Source organism: Streptomyces sp. NPDC050504 (genome assembly GCF_044458065.1).
Classification (GTDB): domain Bacteria; phylum Actinomycetota; class Actinomycetes; order Streptomycetales; family Streptomycetaceae; genus Streptomyces.
This window is the reverse complement of sequence record NZ_JBITHO010000010.1, coordinates 286,813-302,763: the sequence shown is the minus strand read 5'-3', so window position 1 is coordinate 302,763 and position 15,951 is coordinate 286,813. Positions and strand designations below refer to the sequence as shown.

Here is a 15,951-nt window from a genome sequence, read left to right as displayed (position 1 = left end):
GCGGGGGGTACCGGACGATTCATCGTCATGCTACGCCAGCGTTTCACGGGGCCATCAGGTTGCCCACAGGCTGTGGAAAAGTGCGGGCGCGGGGGCGCGGGCTGGGTCATCATCGCCGGATGAACGAGGAGACGGACCACCAGACGGACGAGCGGACGGGTGGCGCCGCGAGCGGTACGGCGGACGGCACGGGGCACAACAGTACGGCGGACGGCACGGGGCACAGCGGCGCGGCGGACGGCACGGGGCACAGCGGCGCGGGCGACTCCGAGGAGGCCGCGCAGAAGCGGCGCGCCGCCGCCTGGCGCGGGGCCGAGCGCGTCCTCGTGCGCGGCGGGAGCGACCGCACCATGGCGGAGCGGCTGGCCGCGCTGGCCTCCGGAGGGGCCGCCGTGCACGACCTGGACGCGCCGGTCGACATCTACGGCGACGGGGTCGTCGCCGCGCTGGAACGGCGGGTCGCCGGGCTGCTCGGCTTCGACGACGCGGTGTTCTTCCCGACCGGGACGATGGCCCAGCAGGTGGCACTCAGGTGCTGGGCGGGACGGACCGGCAACCCCGTCGTCGCGCTGCACCCGCTCGCCCATCCGGAGCAGCACGAGCGGGACGCGCTGTCCGCGCTCTCCGGGCTGCGGACCGTGCACCCCACGCAGGCGCCCCGGCTGCCCACCGCGGACGAGGTCCGCGGCCTCGACGAGCCCTTCGGCACGCTGATGCTGGAGCTGCCGCTGCGCGACGCGGGCTTCGTGCTGCCGACCTGGGACGAACTGGTCGAGGTCGTGGAGGCGGCGCGCGAGCGGGAGGCCGTCGTGCACTTCGACGGGGCGCGGCTGTGGGAGTGCGCCCCGCACTTCGGGCGGCCGCTCGACGAGGTCGCGGGGCTCGCGGACAGCGTGTACGTCTCGCTCTACAAGTCCCTCGAAGGGCTGTCGGGCGCGCTGCTCGCCGGTCCCTCCGGGCTGGCCGACGAGGCGCGGGCCTGGCGGCACAGGTACGGGGGCACCCTGTTCCAGCAGTTCCCCGCGGCGCTCGCGGGGCTCGTCGGGATCGAGCGGGTGCTGCCCCGGCTGCCGCTGTACGTGTCGCACGCGAAGGAGGTCGCCGCCGCGATCGCCGCGGGGTTCGCGGAGGGCGGGGTGCCGTGGTTCCGGGTGCATCCGGAGGTGCCGCACACCCACCAGTTCCAGGTGTGGCTCCCGTACGGCCCCGAAGCGCTGACCGGTGCGGCGGTGCGGCAGGCGGAGGAGACGGGGACGGCGCTGTTCCGGCGGTGGTACGACGCGGGGGCGTGGGGGCCGCCCGGGGTGTCGGTCACCGAGGTGACGGTGGGCGAGGCGGGGACGGCGTGGACGCCGGACGACGTCCGGGAGGCGGTGCGCGGGTTCCTGGCACGCGTGGGGTAGGGCGCGGCTGCCCCCGGGGGCCGTTCCACCCGCGGCGGGCCGGTCCCCGCCCCTTCCCCGCGCCCCGGAAGGGGCGCGGGTGACCGCCGGCCCCGCCCGCCCCTCGGACCCCGCACTATGGGGGCGTGAGCGTCACCATGAACATCACCGGCCTGGCCCCCGCCGACATCGCCTTCCGCGTCTCCCCCCTCGCGGAACTCGGCCTCGCCCTCCACGCCCTCTCCGAGCCCGCCCACCACCCCGCCGTCCAGGGCTGGACCGCCGCCACGTCCGCCGCGCTCGAACCCGACCTCGCGGACCGGCTGCACGAGGCGGACTTCCTCTGGCGCAACACCTTCTCCGACGTGTTCATGCCGTTCGCGGGCGTCCGCGGGCACGACGGCTCCACCGGCGCCACCCTCGCCGATGACCTCGACATCCTCGACCGCCTCGACGACGAGCGGTTCGTCGCGTCCGCGCTGGAGTTCAGCTGCTCCAGCCTGTACGGCACCGAGTCGGCCTCCCCGCTCACCGACCCCCGCATGCGCGAGCGCGCCCTGGACATGGCCGCCGCGCGCGGCCCGCGCCAGGTGGAGTTCACGCACGCCCTGCTGGCCGACCCCGCCGCCGTACGCGGCTGGACACGGCGGCTCATGGAGGACTGCGACGAGGCGTTCTTCGCGGACACCTGGGAGCGCATCCGCCCCGCCCTGGTGTCCGACGCCCGGCACAAGACCGAGATCCTGCGCCACAAGGGCCTCGAAGAGGCCGTCCGCGCCGTGTCCCCCGCCCTCGCGGTGGACGAGGGGCTGACCCGCCTCAGCGCGGACAAGCTCACCGAGGGCCACGCCGACGCCCGCCGCGCTCTCGCCTTCGTGCCGTCCACCTTCGGCTGGCCCCACCTGATGGTGCTGCACGCGCCGGGCTGGCTGCCGGTGGTCCACTACCCGGTGCGCGCCCCCGAGCTGCGCCCGCCCGCCTCCGTGGAGGTGCTGAAGCTGCGCATGGAGGCCCTGGCGCACCCCTTGCGGATGCGCCTGTGCCGCAACCTCGCCCGCTCCCCGTACACGACGGGCGAACTGGCCGAGGCGCACGGCATCACCGCGCCCGAGGTCTCCCGGCACCTGGCGGTGCTGAAGCGGGCGGGCCTGATCACCACCAAGCGGCGCGGCCGCTACGTACAGCACCAGCTCGACCTGACGCTCGTCGCCCGCCTGGGCAGCGACTTCATCGAAGGGGTGCTCAGATGACCCGGCGGGTCACAGCGCACCGGCGGGTCACAGCGCACCGGCGGGTCACAGCGCACCGGTGGGTCACAGCGCGCCGTCGGATCACAGCGCACCGTCGGATCACAGCGCACCGTCGGATCACAGCGCACTGTCGGGTCACAGCGCCCTGATGTGCCTCACGCCCGTCCACGCCCGCACCAGCCGGTGCCGCACCGGCCCGTACCTGTTCGGCAGCAGCCGCACCCCGGCCGCCCCCGCCACCCGCTCCGCGACCTGCGGAACGGTCAGCCGGTCCGTCGTGACGTGCTCGGCGAACTCCGGCTCCCGCAGCCGCTCCAGACAGTGGTCCAGTTTCGCCACCGCGAAGCTCTCCCGCTTCAGCCCGCGCCCCAGGCCCCGCTCGGACAGCCGCCGCAGCACCGTCGCCCGGTCCGCGAGCAGCGCGAAGTGGTGCACCTCGTGGCCCGCTCCGCGCAGCCTGCCGACGGTGTCGGCGAAGTAGCCGGGCTCCACGACCGTCATCGGTGCGATCACCGGACCGTCCGCGTGCCTCCGCAGCACCAGGTCCAGCACCTCGTACACGCCCTGCCGCCACGCCGCCAGGTCCTGGAAGTCGCCGCGCAGCGCGGGCGGCATCATGCGGTGCAGGCCGAAGCCGGGGTGTTCGGGGTCGCAGACCACGCTGCCCGGGACGCGGCGGCGCAGCTCGTACGCCGTCTGGGTCTTGCCGCCCCCGAAGGGGCCGTTCAGCCAGATCAGCGTCATCCGGCGAACCCGGCGCCGCCGCCCGCGCGCACCAGGCCCGTCTCGTACGCCAGCACCACCACCTGCACCCGGTCCCGCAGGCCCAGCTTGGTGAGGATGCGGCCCACGTGGGTCTTGACGGTGGCCTCCGACAGCACGAGGCGCGCCGCGATCTCGCCGTTCGACAGGCCCTGCGCGACCAGCAGCATGACTTCGCGCTCCCGGTCGGTGAGCCGGTCCAGCTCCTTGTGCTGGGACTCCTTGCCGGTGGACGGCAGCATCGGCGAGAAGCGGTCCAGCAGGCGCCGCGTCGTGGACGGCGCGACGACCGCGTCGCCGCTGTGCACCGAGCGGATCGCGCCCAGCAGCTCGGCGGGCGGCACGTCCTTGAGCATGAAGCCGCCCGCGCCCGCCTTCAGCGCCGAGAACGCGTACTCGTCGAGGTCGAAGGTGGTCAGGATGAGCACCTTGGGGGCGTTCGGCTCCGCGCAGATGCGCCGGGTCGCCTCGACGCCGTCCAGCCGTGGCATGCGGACGTCCATCAGCACCACGTCGACGGCGGTGGAGCGCAGGTTCTCGATCGCCTCGGCGCCGTCCCCCGCCTCCGCGACGACCTCCATGTCCTGCTGCGCGGCGAGCACCATGCGGAAACCGGTCCGCAGGAGCACCTGATCGTCGACGAGCATGACTCGAATGGGCATCTTGTCCGGATCCTTCCAGGAAATCAGGAAATGGGGACAGCTCGGGAACTAGTGCGCGGGCTTCAGCGGCAGCAGCGCGCTGATCCGGAAGCCGCCGCCCTGCCGCGGCCCCGCGTCCAGCGTGCCGCCGACCATGCCGACGCGCTCGCGCATGCCGATCAGCCCGTGGCCCGCGCCGTCCGCGCCGCCGTCCTCGTACAGCTCGTGCGCCGCGCCCCGGCCGTCGTCCTCGACGAGCAGCCCGAGCCCGTCGTCGAAGTACACCAGACGGACGCTGGCGCCCGCGTCGGGGCCACCGTGCTTGCGGGTGTTGGTGAGGGCTTCCTGGACGATCCGGTACGCGGTCAGCTCCACGCCGCTGGGCAGCGGGCGCGGCGTGCCCTCGACCTTGAAGTCCACGGTCAGGCCCGCGCCCCGCACCTGCTCGACCAGGTCCTCGATCTGCTCGACGTCCGGCTGCGGGACGTACTCCCCGCCCTGCGGGCCCTCACCGGTGCGCAGCACGCCCAGCAGGCGGCGCATCTCGGCGAGCGCCTGGCGGCCGGTGGCCGAGATGGTCTCCAGCGCCTGCTTGGCCTGGTCGGGCGCGGCGTCGATGACGTACGCGCCGCCGTCCGCCTGCACCACCATCACCGAGACGTTGTGCGCGACGACGTCGTGCAGCTCGCGGGCGATGCGGGCGCGCTCGGCGGCGACCGCGACCTTGGACTGCGCCTCGCGCTCCCTCTCCAGGCGCGCGGCGCGCTCCTCCAGCTGCGCGAAGTACGCCCTGCGGGTGCGCATCGAGTCGCCGAGCACCCAGGCGAGCACGAACGGCACGGTCATGATCGCGATGAAGAAGACGGTGCTGGCCGCGGTGGTGCCGGCCCCGTCGGGGGACCAGCGCAGCGCGGCGACCGGGGCGGCGAGCAGGCCGCCGGCCAGCGCGAGCCGGGAGACCCAGCGCGGCTCGTCGCGGACCGCGACGGTGTAGATGATCACCAGCATCGACCAGTCGGCCGGGTTGGGCTCGATGTCGATCGCGACCTGGAACAGGCCCAGGAGCGCCGCGAGCGCCAGCATCTGGCGCGGCGCGCGCCTGCGCAGCGCGATCACCAGGCAGAGCAGGAACACCACGGCACCGGGCACCAGAGCGGGAAGGTTCCCGATGTACCCCGAGGACACCCACAACAACGAGAGCCCGAAGAGCATCACAGCCCAGAAGCTGTCGACGCTCGTCGGGTGTCTGCGGATGAAGTCGTAGAGACGCTGCACGTAACCCAGCGTAGGGAAGCCGGAAAGTCCAGGGGTCAACCGAAGGGTCGATCCGGTGTGCGGGGGCGTACTCCGCAAGGTGGAGACTGGGGCGCGTGACGGATGAGACGTGTCAGTTGCGCGGGTGGCGCGAGGCCACGGAGACGGCGTTGTACGGCCCCGGGGGCTTCTACCTGGGCCCCGGCGGGCCCGCCGCGCACTTCCGTACGTCCGTGCACGCGTCGCCCCTGTTCGCGGGCGCGGTGGCCCGGCTGCTGGCCGGGACGGCGGAGCGGCTCGGCACGGACGCGGTGCACTTCGTGGACGTCGGCGCGGGGCGCGGGGAGCTCCTGACGGGGGTGCTGGCGGCGGCCCCCGCCGGGCTGCGGGTCCTCCCGTACGGGGTGGAGCGGGCGCCGCGCCCGGCCGGCCTCGATCCCCGGATCGAGTGGACCGCCGCGCTTCCGTCCGGCGTCACCGGGCTGGTCTTCGCCAACGAATGGCTCGACAACGTCCCCGTCGACGTCGCCGAACTCGACGCGGAGGGCGTCGCGCGGTACGTGCTGGTGCGCGGCGACGGCACGGAGGAGGCGGGTCCCCCGGTGACCGGGCCGGACCTGGAGTGGCTCACCGAGTGGTGGCAGCCGGCCGAGCCCGGCGACCGGGCGGAGATCGGCCGCCCGCGCGACGCGGCGTGGGCGGGCGCGGTGGGGTGCCTGACGGCGGGGACCGCGGTGGCCGTCGACTACGCGCACGTACGGGGGGCCAGGCCGCCCTTCGGCACGCTCACCGGCTTCCGGGACGGGCGCGAGGTGCGGCCGGTGCCCGACGGGTCGTGCGACATCACGTCGCACGTGGCGCTGGACGCGTGCGCGGCGGCGGGGGGCGGGACGCTGTCCTCCCAGCGGGACGCGCTGGAGTCCCTGGGCGTTTCGGGAGCACGCCCCCCGCTGTCCCTGGCGAGCACGTCCCCCCGCGAGTACGTCAGGGCACTGGCCCAGGCGGGCGAGGCGGCGGAACTGACCGCGCGCGGCGGCCTGGGCGACTTCACCTGGCTGCGCGCCGAGGTGGCCTGAGGGGGGCGGGGGCCGCCCCCGGGCAAGGGGGCCCCGGGGCAACGCCCCCAGGGGATACTGGGCGCCATGACGGAGACGACAGTCGGCATCGGCGGCGCAGCGGAACCCACCGACATGGTCCTGAACATCGGCCCCCAACACCCCTCCACCCACGGCGTCCTCCGCCTCCGCATCACCCTCGACGGCGAACGCGTCACCCACGCCGAGCCGGTCATCGGCTACATGCACCGCGGCGCGGAAAAGCTCTTCGAGGCCCGCGACTACCGCCAGATCGTCATGCTGGCCAACCGCCACGACTGGCTCTCCGCCTTCTCCAACGAGCTGGGCGTCGTCATGGCCGTGGAGCGCATGCTCGGCATGGAGGTCCCCGAGCGCGCGGTGTGGACCCGTACCCTCCTCGCCGAGTTGAACCGGGTGCTCAACCACCTGATGTTCCTCGGCTCGTACCCCCTGGAGCTGGGCGGCATCACCCCGGTCTTCCACGCCTTCCGCGAGCGCGAAGAGCTCCAGAACGTGATGGAGGAGGTCTCGGGCGGCCGGATGCACTACATGTTCAACCGGGTCGGCGGCCTCAAGGAGGACCTGCCGGCGGGCTGGACGGGCCGCGCCCGCGACGCCGTGGCCGCCGTGCGCTCCCGCACGGGCGTCTACGACGACCTGGTCCTCGGCAACGAGATCTTCCGCGGCCGCACCAGGAACGTCGGCGTCCTGTCCGCCGAGGCCGTGCACGCGTACGGCGTCAGCGGCCCGATCGCCCGCGCCTCGGGCGTCGACTTCGACCTGCGCCGCGACGAGCCGTACCTCGCGTACGCCGAGCTCCAGGACACCCTGAAGGTCGTCACCCGCACCGAGGGCGACTGCCTGGCCCGCTTCGAGGTGCTGCTGGAGCAGACCCGCAACGCGCTCGACCTCGCGGACGCCTGCCTGGACCGGCTGGCGGAGCTGGCGCCGGGCCCGATCAACCAGCGGCTGCCGAAGGTGCTCAAGGCCCCGGAGGGGCACACGTACGCCTGGACCGAGAACCCGCTGGGCATCAACGGCTACTACCTGGTCTCCAAGGGCGAGAAGACCCCGTACCGGCTCAAGCTCAGGTCGGCGTCCTACAACAACATCCAGGCGCTCGCCGTCCTGCTGCCCGGCACCCTCGTCGCCGACATGGTGTCGATCCTGGGCTCGCTCTTCTTCGTCGTGGGAGACATCGACAAGTAGACAAGTAGTCGGCAAGTAGCCGTGCGACGCGAAAGGGCGCACCCCCCGAGGGGGGCGCGCCCTTTCGTCGGTCGTACGTCCTAGGAGGAGATCGCGCGCAGCCTGGCCACGTCCAGCTGCTCGGTCTCGTCGTGCGCGGTCAGGTCGATGACCTTGCCGACCGCGCGGTTCTCCACCGTCACGGACCGGTGCACGGCCAGTGCCTCCTCGCCCACCACGTCGGCCAGGTCCTCGTTCTGCACGGACTCGATGGCGTCGGCCGCCTTCTGCGTCCCGAAGAAGTCGAAGCTGCCCTGCGGCACCGCGCGCCGGTTCAGCCCGGCGTACGGCACCACCGAGGCCGAGGGCACCGCCTTCGCGACGGGCGCCACGGGCGCGGCCTGCGCGGGGACCTCGGGACGGGAGTGCTCCTCGCTGTCCGCACCGGCGGAAACAGCGGGAACGGCAGGAACGGCGGGAACGGCAGCGGCGGGAGCACCTGCGGCCGGGGCCGGCGCGAGCGCGGCCGCGGAAGCCGGAGCCGGTACGGCAGCCTGGACCTGAGCCGGTACGGCAGCCGGGGCCTGCGCGGGCTCCGCGTCAACCGGGGCCGCCACGCCCTCCGCGTCCGCCGCGCCCTCGGGGTCGGCGTCCGCGTCCGCCGCGTCCGCCGCGCCCTCGGGGTCCGCGTCGACGTCCGCCGCGCGGCCGAGCCTGCTCAGCGCCTCGGCGGCCTTGCGGTACGCCTCCGGGGTCGGCGTGCTCGTCGCGGCGGGCAGCGCGAGCGCCCCGCCATCGGCACCCTTCGCCGGGGCGGCCACCTCGATGGCGAGCTGCCGCCTGCCCTCCAGCGCGCTGGCCCGCTCGGTCTCCGCCGTGGCGTACCGGCGCAGCAGCTCGGCGTGCTCGCCGCGCAGCCCCGCCAGCTCGACCCGCTTGGCGCGCAGCTTCGCCTCGATCTTGGCGCGCACCTCGCGGGCGTCCTCCAGGTCGCCTTCGAGCTCGGCCGTGCGCTCCTCGTACTTCCACTGGTCCCCGGCGCGGGCGCGGGTCAGCTCGGCGACCCTGCGGCCCGCGCCGCGGTCCCAGCCGCGCATCATCACGGAGCCGGTGACGGCGGCCGCGGCCGCCGCTCCCGCCAGCACGCGGAGCACCACGGGATCCGCGAAGAACCAGGCACCCGCGGCGCTGAGCACCGCGGCTCCCGCGACGGCGGAAGGAGGAAGGATCCGGTGCAGGGGTGGGGAATGGCGGTGGCGTCCACGTGGCATGGCCTGAAATTTACCGTGCGTAGGCTTCGCTTGGGGCGCCGCCCGCCAATCTGTTCTCACCCGGTTACTTCCCCACCAGGTTCTTGGACTCCAGATACTCCTTCGCGGCGTCCTCCGGCTTCACCCGTTCCGCGTCGATCTTGCGGTTCAACTCCGCGAGATCCTCGGTCGTCAGCACCTTCGTGAGCTTCCCGAGTGCTTCGGCGATCTCCGGCGCTCCGGCGTCCTTCGCATTGACGACGGGCAGGACGTTGTCGGCGTTCTGGAGCTTCTTGTCGTCGTCGAGGAAGACCAGGCCGTCGATGACCGCGTCCGTGGTCGTGGTCAGCACGAGCTGGTCCACCCCGTCCTTGACGGCCTGCTTGGACTGCGGGGTGCCGACGCCCTTGGGGTCGATGCCCGCGACCTCGATGCCGTACTTCGCCTTGAGGCCCGGTGCGCAGAAGGGCCGTATCTCGCACTCGTCGCCGGCCGCGATCTTGACCTTGATCTTGGACCTGCCGAGGTCGGAAAGGGTCTTGAGCTTGTTCTTCTCGGCGAATTCCCTGCTCACCGCGAAGGCGTTCTGATCGACGGCCTGCCCGTGTTCCAGCACCTTCAGTCCGCGCGGTTCGGCGAGCTGCTTGAGCGCGGCGACCGTGGCCGCCGGATCGCTGGAGGCGACCGGCTTCTTCTCCGCCGCCTTGCCGTTCGCCTTGGCATTGAGGAATTCCGCGATCGTCGCCGCGTATTCGGGTACGACGTCGATCTCGCCCTTCTCCAGCGAGGGCTCGTACAGCTCGCGGTTCTTCACGGTCTGCACGGAGGTCTTGTATCCGGCGTCGCGCAGGATCTGCGCGTACAGCTCGGCCAGCACCTTGGATTCGGTGAACGACGCCGAGCCGACGACCAGGGAGCCCTTGTCGCCGCTGCCCGAGCCGCCGTCGCCGCCGCCCTTCTCCTTCTCCAGGCTGTCGCCGCCGCACGCGGCGAGCGAACCCGCCAGCGCCAGCGCTCCGACGACGGCTCCCGCGATGCGCGCGGTCTTCCTCATGAGACTTCCCCATCCATGGAAAACGGAATACGTCATACGTTGTCGTGCACGGCCCGCCCGGACCGCCCGGACCGCTCGGCCCATCCGGCCCGCCCTGACCGCTCGCGCTGTCCGCGCAGCGGCGAACACAGCCGGTCGGCCAGCACCAGCGCGCCCTCGACGAGCAGGGCGAGCACCGCGACCAGCAGCGCGCCCGCGACCACCTGCGCGGTGTCGTAGGTGTTGAAGCCGGCCGTGATGATCCGCCCGAGCCCGCCCTGGCCGACCATCGCGGCGATCGTCGCCGTCGCCACGACCTGGACGGACGCCGAGCGCAGACCGGTCATCAGCAGTGGATAGGCCAGCGGCAGTTCGACCTTCAGGAAGAGCTGACGGCCCGACATGCCCATGCCCCGGGCGGCCTCCTTCACCGAGCGGTCCACCTCGGTCATGCCGAGGTAGGCGTTGGTGAGCAGCGGGGGCACCGCGAAGAGCACCAGGGCGACGATCGTGGGCAGGTAGCCGGAGTTGCGCAGCGGGCCCACCATGAACAGCGCCAGCACGGCGAAGACGGGGACCGCCCGGCCCACGTTGGAGACGTTGACCGCGATCGCGCCGCCCCTGCCGATGTGCCCGAGCCACAGCGCGATCGGCAGGGCGATCGCGCAGGCGACCGCGAGCGCGACCCCGGAGACGTACAGGTGCTCCCCCAGGCGGTGCCAGACACCGCTCTCCCCCGACCAGTTGGCCCCGGTCGTCAGCCAGGTCCAGGCGTCGCCCAGCACTCCCACGGGTCAGCCCGCCTTCGCCGCACGCGGGGTGCGTATTCGGGTCCACGGGGTCAGCAGCCGCTGGAGGCCCAGCAGGAGCAGGTCCGCGACGATCGCCAGCAGGACGCAGAGCACGGAGGCGGCCAGCACCTGGGCCTTGAAGAAGCTGGGCAGCGCGTCCTCGATGAGGTTGCCGAGGCCGCCCTTGCCGACGATGGAGCCGACGGTGGTCAGCGCGATCGTGGAGACCGTGGCGATCCGCACCCCCGCCATCAGCGCGGGCAGCGCGAGCGGCAGCTCGACCTCCCAGAGCAGCCGCACCGGTCCGTACCCCATGCCCTTCGCGGCCTCGCGGGCCTCGGCGGGCACCGCCTGGAGCCCGGCCAGGATGTTGCGCACCAGGATCGTCAGCGAGTACAGCACCAGGCCCGTGACCACGAGCGCGGCCGAGAGTCCGAAGACCGGCAGGAGCAGCGAGAACATCGCCAGCGACGGCACGGTGTAGAGCACGGTCGTCAGGCCCAGCACCGGCCCCGCGAAGTGCCGTCCGCGGCGCGCGAGCAGCGCGAGCGGAAAGGCGACGACGAGCCCGATGAGCACCGAAACCGCGGTGATCCAGATGTGCTCGACCGTGGCGTCGGTCAACTCCTGGCTGCGGGTGCGGAGATATTCGCCGCAAATCCAGTCATTGGTGATCAGGCAGTTGCTCTTGCTCACAGTCCGCCCCCTCCCCCGTGTCGATCCCCGGCGTCGACCGCTGATCGTACGAACTGTTGTCCAGCGACCCTATCGCCCGCCACTGACATTCGCCGGAGGCCGCCACATTCCCGCAACATGGCCTTCACACCCGTCGTAGCACCACTGCCGCACAATGGGGAGCCATGATCCGTTTCGAGCACGTCACCAAGCGCTACGCGGACGGCACCACGGCCGTCGACGACCTCTCGTTCGAGGTCGCGGAGGGCGAGTTGGTCACGCTCGTCGGGCCTTCCGGCTGCGGCAAGACCACCACGATGAAGATGGTGAACCGGCTGATCGAGCCGTCGTCGGGGCGCATATTCCTTGACGGGAAAGACATATCCACCGTCGACCCGGTCCAACTCAGGCGCCGCATCGGGTACGTGATCCAGCAGGTCGGGCTCTTCCCGCACAAGACGGTCCTGGAGAACACCGCGACCGTCCCGCACCTGCTCGGCGTCAAGCGCGCGCAGGCCAGGGAGCGCGCCGCCGAGCTCCTGGACCTGGTCGGCCTCGACCCGGGGACGTACGGCTCCCGCTACCCCGAGCAGCTCTCGGGCGGCCAGCGCCAGCGCGTCGGCGTCGCCCGCGCGCTCGCCGCGGATCCGCCGGTGCTGCTCATGGACGAGCCGTTCGGCGCGGTCGACCCGGTCGTCCGCGAGCGGCTCCAGAACGAGTTCCTGGCGCTCCAGCGGAAGGTCCGCAAGACGGTGCTGTTCGTGACGCACGACATCGAGGAGGCCGTCCGCCTCGGCGACCGCATCGCGGTGTACGGGGAGGGCCGCATCGAGCAGTTCGACCCGCCGGCGACGGTGCTGGGCGCGCCCGCGACGCCGTACGTCGCCGAGTTCGTCGGCGCGGACCGGGGACTGAAGCGGCTGTCGGTCACGCCCATCGAGGAGGGCGACCTGGAGCAGCCGCCGGTCGTGCACCTCGACGACCCGCTGCCGCGCGACCTGGACGGGCGGTGGGCGGTGGTCCTCGACGCGGAGGACAACCTCCACGGGTGGATCTCCGCGGAGCGCGCCGGGGGCGCACGGGGGGTCGTCCGGGACCACGCGCGGCGGATGGAGGCGTGGCTGCCGGTGGGGGCGTCGCTCAAGCAGGCGTTCGCGACGATGCTCCAGCACGACGCGGGGTGGATCGCGGTGATCGACGAGGAGAGCGCGGGGCGGTTCCTCGGGGTCCTCACCCCGGCCCGCCTCCACGAGGCGCTGCGCCGCTCGATCGACGCGGACGCGCGCGAGATCGCGCGCGAAGCGGTGGACCTGGAGACGGTCAGCTAGGGCGGGGCGGGTTCCGCTGCGCGGGGCCGGTGGGTACGCGCGGCGTGTGCCCCACCCTCGCGCAGTTCCCCGCGCCCCTTCAGGGGCGCGGGGAACTGCGCAATCTTTTGAACGCCCCCCCCGGGGCCCCCGGCCCCGCGAAGCGCTACGCCGCGCTCAAGCGGCCGCTCATCCACTCCAGCATCGGCGGAATCTCCCGGTTCCACGTGTTGAAGTTGTGCCCCCCGCTGTCCAGCGTGATCGACGAGACCCGCGCGGGCGCCTTCACCTTCTTGATGAACTTCTTCGTCGACTTCAGATTCCCCTCGCCCTTCTTCGACGTGGTCACCAGGAACGAGGAGTTCTTGCCCTGCGGAAGGTTGTCCAGGCTCCACAGCAGATTCGCGCGGTTCTTCTGGAACTCGTCGCCGTGGAAGAGGTCACCGGTCGTCGGGTCGTCCGCCGCCTTGTAGTACGCGGAAAGGCCCGCGCTCGCCTGGAACTGCTCGGGGTGGTGAAGGCCGATCTTCAACGCGCAGTAACCGCCGGTCGAATTCCCGACGAATCCCCAGTTGCGCGCCTTCTCACCGACGCGGTACGTCTCCGAGACCGCCTTCGGCAGGTCCTTCGCGAAGAACGTCTCGGTCTGCGGGCCGTTCGGCACGTCCACGCACTCCGTGTCCCGGGGCGGCGCCACGGTGGGGCGCATCATGACCAGCACCATCGGCTGCATCTTCCCGGCCTTGGCCTGCTGGTACGCCGTCTTCGGGTACTTCAGGCCCTTGAGCAGGTTCTCGGCGGTGCCGGGGTATCCGGTGAGCACCACGGTCGCCGGAAAGGTCTTCTTGGCGTACGCGGGCTGGAAGTACTCCGGCGGCAGGTAGACGTACGCCGAACTGTTGATGCGGGACTTCTTGCCCAGTACGACGACCTTCTGTATCTGGCCGCCGACCTCGGGCTTCCCGCTCCCCGGCACGTCCGTCTTCTGCTTGGCGACCAGTTGCACGGGCTTGGCTCCCGCCGAGTGGTCCACGACCACTCCCAGTTCCTCCTCCTGGCCGAAGAGGTCGGCCCAGGAACCGTAGAAGAGGAAGGACTTGTTCGCTGCCAGGCCGACCGCGGCGAAAAGCGCCAGCTGGGTCGCCAGCAGCAGACCTATTCGCCCCGCGACGGGGCGCACGCCGCCCCGTGACAGCCGGGGCCAGAGCCAGACCGTGAGCGCGAACAGCGCCACCGCCGCCAGCACTGCCAGCGCCAGAACTTTGTTACTGGTGAGACCCATGGGCAGATCGAAACTTTCTTCCTGAGATTTTCCTGAGGGCGAGTGAACCGGCTCCCGGAAAGCGTCGTCCTAGAGGGCGCAAATCGTCCAGCAGGGCCGGCGGCGCATCGCGTCGTCAGGACTCAGGATCTCTCGCGGAGCCACGGGAAGCGATGTCTGTCACGGTAGATGGGGACAAATCGGGTTTGGTTCCGGATCGGATGCGCAGGATCCTCCGGGGTCCGCGCGCCGAGACGGTACCCGCCCTGGTCGGAACCGCCTGCACCTTCGTCGGCCTGATCGACATCGCCGCCGGGGTCTTCCCGCGGTTCAGAGCCAGCCGCATGCACACCTTCGCCGAGGTCCTCCCCGGGACCCTCGGACCCTTCGCGGCCGCGCTCTCGCTGAGCGCCGGAGTCCTGCTGCTGCTCCTCGCCCACGGGCTCAAGCGCCACAAGCGCCGCGCCTGGCGCGCGGCCGTGGTGCTGCTGCCCGCGGGGGCCGTCGCGCAGTTCGCGTACCGCCACTCCTTCATCGGCGTCGCGCTCTCGCTGCTGCTCCTCACGCTGCTGTTGCGCCACCGGGGTGAATTCGCCGCCCTGCCCGACCCGCGCAGCCGCTGGAAGGCGCTCGCCAACTTCGTCCTGATGGGCGCGGGCTCCCTGGGCCTGGGCCTGCTCATCGTCAGCGCCCACCCCGACAAGGTCGTCGGCGACCCCGGCCTCACCGACCGCATCGAGCACGTGCTGTACGGCCTCTTCGGCATCGAGGGCCCCGTGGGCTACACGGGTGACGTCGACTGGACCGTCGGCTACTCGCTGGGCGCGCTCGGCATGCTGACCGCGCTCACCACGATCTACCTGGCCTTCCGCCCCGAGCACCCGGCCGCCCGGCTCACCGAGGACGACGAGGCGCACCTGCGCGAGCTGCTCGCCAAGCACGGCGGCCGCGACTCGCTGGGCCACTTCGCGCTCCGCCGCGACAAGGGCGTCGTCTTCTCGCCGAGCGGCAAGGCCGCCGTCACGTACCGCGTCGTCTCCGGCGTGATGCTCGCCTCCGGCGACCCGATCGGCGACGTCGAGGCCTGGCCCGGCGCCATCGAGCGGTTCATGGACGAGGCCAAGGCCCACTCCTGGACCCCGGCCGTGATGGGCTGCTCCGAGACCGGCGGCGAGGTCTGGACCCGCGAGACGGGCCTGGACGCGCTGGAGCTGGGCGACGAGGCGGTGGTCGACGTCGCGGATTTCTCGCTCACCGGGCGCGCGATGCGCAACGTGCGCCAGATGGTGAAGCGCATCGAGCGCAACGGCTACACCACCCGCGTCCGGCGGGTGCGTGACCTCTCCGACGCCGAGCTGGAGCGGGTCCGCGCCGCGGCCGTCGCCTGGCGCGGCACCGACACCGAGCGCGGCTTCTCCATGGCGCTGGGCCGCATCGGCGACCCGGGCGACGGCGACTGCGTCATAGCGACCGCCCACAAGGTCGACGAGGACGGCACCGAGTCCCCGTACGGCGACCTCAAGGCAATGATCCACTTCGTGCCGTGGGGCCCCGACGGGATGTCCCTGGAGCTGATGCGCCGCGACCGCGCGGCCGACCCCGGCATGAACGAGCTGCTGATCGTGGCCGCCCTCCAGGCCTCCCCGAAGATCGGCATCGAGCGGGTCTCGCTGAACTTCGCGATGTTCCGCTCGGCGCTCGCGCGCGGCGAGAAGCTGGGCGCCGGACCGGTGCTGCGCGGCTGGCGCGGCCTGCTGGTCTTCCTCTCGCGCTGGTTCCAGATCGAGTCGCTGTACAAGTTCAACGCGAAGTTCCAGCCCCGCTGGGAGCCCCGCTTCGTGGTCTTCCGCCACAGCCGCGACCTGCCGCGCATCGGCTGGGCCGCGATGCAGGCGGAGGGCTTCGTGAACCTCGCGCTGCCCCGCCCCTTCGCCCGCCGCCGCCCGGCCCGCCAGCCCCGGCCCTGCGCGCACCTGCCGCAGCAGGCCGCGAAGCACGAGATCGCGGCGTGACCGCCGCGTAGTTCCCGGCCGTACGGCCACACCGTGCGGGGTCCCTTCCGGGGCCCCGCACGGTGCTGT

14 protein-coding genes are annotated in these 15,951 nt (G+C 72.4%); 6 read left to right on the top strand and 8 right to left on the bottom strand.

Annotated features, from left to right (window positions below):
- The first annotated feature begins 119 nt into the window (after nucleotides 1–119).
- Together ACIBNE_RS33335 and ACIBNE_RS33330 are read left to right on the top strand one after the other, a co-directional pair.
- Entirely contained in the window at nucleotides 120–1,403 is a 1,284-nt protein-coding gene (locus tag ACIBNE_RS33335) for a threonine aldolase family protein (RefSeq protein WP_399278280.1), read from the top strand.
- Nucleotides 1,404–1,540: 137 nt separating this feature from the next.
- Nucleotides 1,541–2,632 (top strand): DUF5937 family protein, encoded by a 1,092-nt coding sequence (locus ACIBNE_RS33330; RefSeq protein ID WP_399278380.1) that lies wholly within the window; start codon nucleotides 1,541–1,543, stop codon nucleotides 2,630–2,632.
- A 135-nt stretch (nucleotides 2,633–2,767) separates the two neighbouring features.
- On the opposite strand, the gene ACIBNE_RS33325 is transcribed toward ACIBNE_RS33330, so the two are convergent.
- The 3 genes from ACIBNE_RS33325 to ACIBNE_RS33315 are packed head-to-tail and all read right to left on the bottom strand — an operon-like array spanning nucleotide 2,768 to nucleotide 5,310.
- A complete protein-coding gene (locus ACIBNE_RS33325) occupies nucleotides 2,768–3,376 on the bottom strand; it encodes an AAA family ATPase (protein WP_399278278.1) in 609 nt (202 codons plus the stop codon).
- Entirely contained in the window at nucleotides 3,373–4,056 is a 684-nt protein-coding gene (locus ACIBNE_RS33320; protein ID WP_399278276.1) for a response regulator, read from the bottom strand. Before ACIBNE_RS33320 ends, ACIBNE_RS33325 begins: the two co-directional genes overlap by 4 nt.
- Nucleotides 4,057–4,104: 48 nt before the next feature.
- On the bottom strand, nucleotides 4,105–5,310 hold the full coding sequence (locus ACIBNE_RS33315; RefSeq protein ID WP_399278274.1) for a sensor histidine kinase: 1,206 nt from the start codon (nucleotides 5,308–5,310) through the stop codon (nucleotides 4,105–4,107).
- 95 nt (nucleotides 5,311–5,405) lie between these two features.
- On the opposite strand from ACIBNE_RS33315, the gene ACIBNE_RS33310 reads away from it, so the two are divergent.
- Together ACIBNE_RS33310 and ACIBNE_RS33305 are read left to right on the top strand one after the other, a co-directional pair.
- Nucleotides 5,406–6,365, top strand: a complete 960-nt coding sequence (locus tag ACIBNE_RS33310) for an SAM-dependent methyltransferase (protein WP_399278272.1) — start codon at nucleotides 5,406–5,408, stop codon at nucleotides 6,363–6,365.
- A 66-nt stretch (nucleotides 6,366–6,431) separates the two neighbouring features.
- On the top strand, nucleotides 6,432–7,574 hold the full coding sequence (locus tag ACIBNE_RS33305; RefSeq protein WP_399278270.1) for an NADH-quinone oxidoreductase subunit D: 1,143 nt from the start codon (nucleotides 6,432–6,434) through the stop codon (nucleotides 7,572–7,574).
- An 80-nt stretch (nucleotides 7,575–7,654) separates the two neighbouring features.
- On the opposite strand, the gene ACIBNE_RS33300 is transcribed toward ACIBNE_RS33305, so the two are convergent.
- The 4 genes from ACIBNE_RS33300 to ACIBNE_RS33285 form a co-directional block, all read right to left on the bottom strand.
- A complete protein-coding gene (locus ACIBNE_RS33300) occupies nucleotides 7,655–8,824 on the bottom strand; it encodes a hypothetical protein (protein WP_399278267.1) in 1,170 nt (389 codons plus the stop codon).
- A 64-nt stretch (nucleotides 8,825–8,888) separates the two neighbouring features.
- Nucleotides 8,889–9,857, bottom strand: a complete 969-nt coding sequence (locus ACIBNE_RS33295) for an ABC transporter substrate-binding protein (protein WP_399278265.1) — start codon at nucleotides 9,855–9,857, stop codon at nucleotides 8,889–8,891.
- Between the two features lie 32 nt (nucleotides 9,858–9,889).
- On the bottom strand, nucleotides 9,890–10,627 hold the full coding sequence (locus ACIBNE_RS33290) for an ABC transporter permease (RefSeq protein WP_399278263.1): 738 nt from the start codon (nucleotides 10,625–10,627) through the stop codon (nucleotides 9,890–9,892).
- 3 nt (nucleotides 10,628–10,630) lie between these two features.
- Nucleotides 10,631–11,323 carry an ABC transporter permease gene (locus ACIBNE_RS33285; protein WP_399278261.1) on the bottom strand — a complete coding sequence of 231 codons (693 nt, stop codon included), beginning with the start codon at nucleotides 11,321–11,323 and terminating at the stop codon, nucleotides 10,631–10,633.
- Between the two features lie 164 nt (nucleotides 11,324–11,487).
- Here ACIBNE_RS33285 and ACIBNE_RS33280 point away from each other — a divergent pair, with 164 nt between their 5' ends.
- Entirely contained in the window at nucleotides 11,488–12,630 is a 1,143-nt protein-coding gene (locus ACIBNE_RS33280) for an ABC transporter ATP-binding protein (protein WP_399278259.1), read from the top strand.
- Between the two features lie 145 nt (nucleotides 12,631–12,775).
- Here ACIBNE_RS33280 and ACIBNE_RS33275 read toward each other — a convergent pair whose 3' ends face one another.
- Entirely contained in the window at nucleotides 12,776–13,891 is a 1,116-nt protein-coding gene (locus ACIBNE_RS33275) for an alpha/beta hydrolase (RefSeq protein WP_399278257.1), read from the bottom strand.
- Between the two features lie 152 nt (nucleotides 13,892–14,043).
- Here ACIBNE_RS33275 and ACIBNE_RS33270 point away from each other — a divergent pair, with 152 nt between their 5' ends.
- Nucleotides 14,044–15,882 (top strand): phosphatidylglycerol lysyltransferase domain-containing protein, encoded by a 1,839-nt coding sequence (locus ACIBNE_RS33270; protein WP_399278255.1) that lies wholly within the window; start codon nucleotides 14,044–14,046, stop codon nucleotides 15,880–15,882.
- The last annotated feature ends 69 nt before the right edge of the window (nucleotides 15,883–15,951 follow it).

Bases quoted from the DNA above. Each gene is read 5' to 3' on its own strand.
- ACIBNE_RS33335 (WP_399278280.1), top strand. From the start codon at position 120: ATGAACGAGGAGACGGACCACCAGACGGACGAGCGGACGGGTGGCGCC.
- ACIBNE_RS33330 (WP_399278380.1), top strand. From the start codon at position 1,541: ATGAACATCACCGGCCTGGCCCCCGCCGACATCGCCTTCCGCGTCTCC.
- ACIBNE_RS33325 (WP_399278278.1), bottom strand. From the start codon at position 3,376: ATGACGCTGATCTGGCTGAACGGCCCCTTCGGGGGCGGCAAGACCCAG.
- ACIBNE_RS33320 (WP_399278276.1), bottom strand. From the start codon at position 4,056: ATGCCCATTCGAGTCATGCTCGTCGACGATCAGGTGCTCCTGCGGACC.
- ACIBNE_RS33305 (WP_399278270.1), top strand. From the start codon at position 6,432: ATGACGGAGACGACAGTCGGCATCGGCGGCGCAGCGGAACCCACCGAC.
- ACIBNE_RS33300 (WP_399278267.1), bottom strand. From the start codon at position 8,824: ATGCCACGTGGACGCCACCGCCATTCCCCACCCCTGCACCGGATCCTT.
- ACIBNE_RS33295 (WP_399278265.1), bottom strand. From the start codon at position 9,857: ATGAGGAAGACCGCGCGCATCGCGGGAGCCGTCGTCGGAGCGCTGGCG.
- ACIBNE_RS33280 (WP_399278259.1), top strand. From the start codon at position 11,488: ATGATCCGTTTCGAGCACGTCACCAAGCGCTACGCGGACGGCACCACG.
- ACIBNE_RS33275 (WP_399278257.1), bottom strand. From the start codon at position 13,891: ATGGGTCTCACCAGTAACAAAGTTCTGGCGCTGGCAGTGCTGGCGGCG.
- ACIBNE_RS33270 (WP_399278255.1), top strand. From the start codon at position 14,044: ATGTCTGTCACGGTAGATGGGGACAAATCGGGTTTGGTTCCGGATCGG.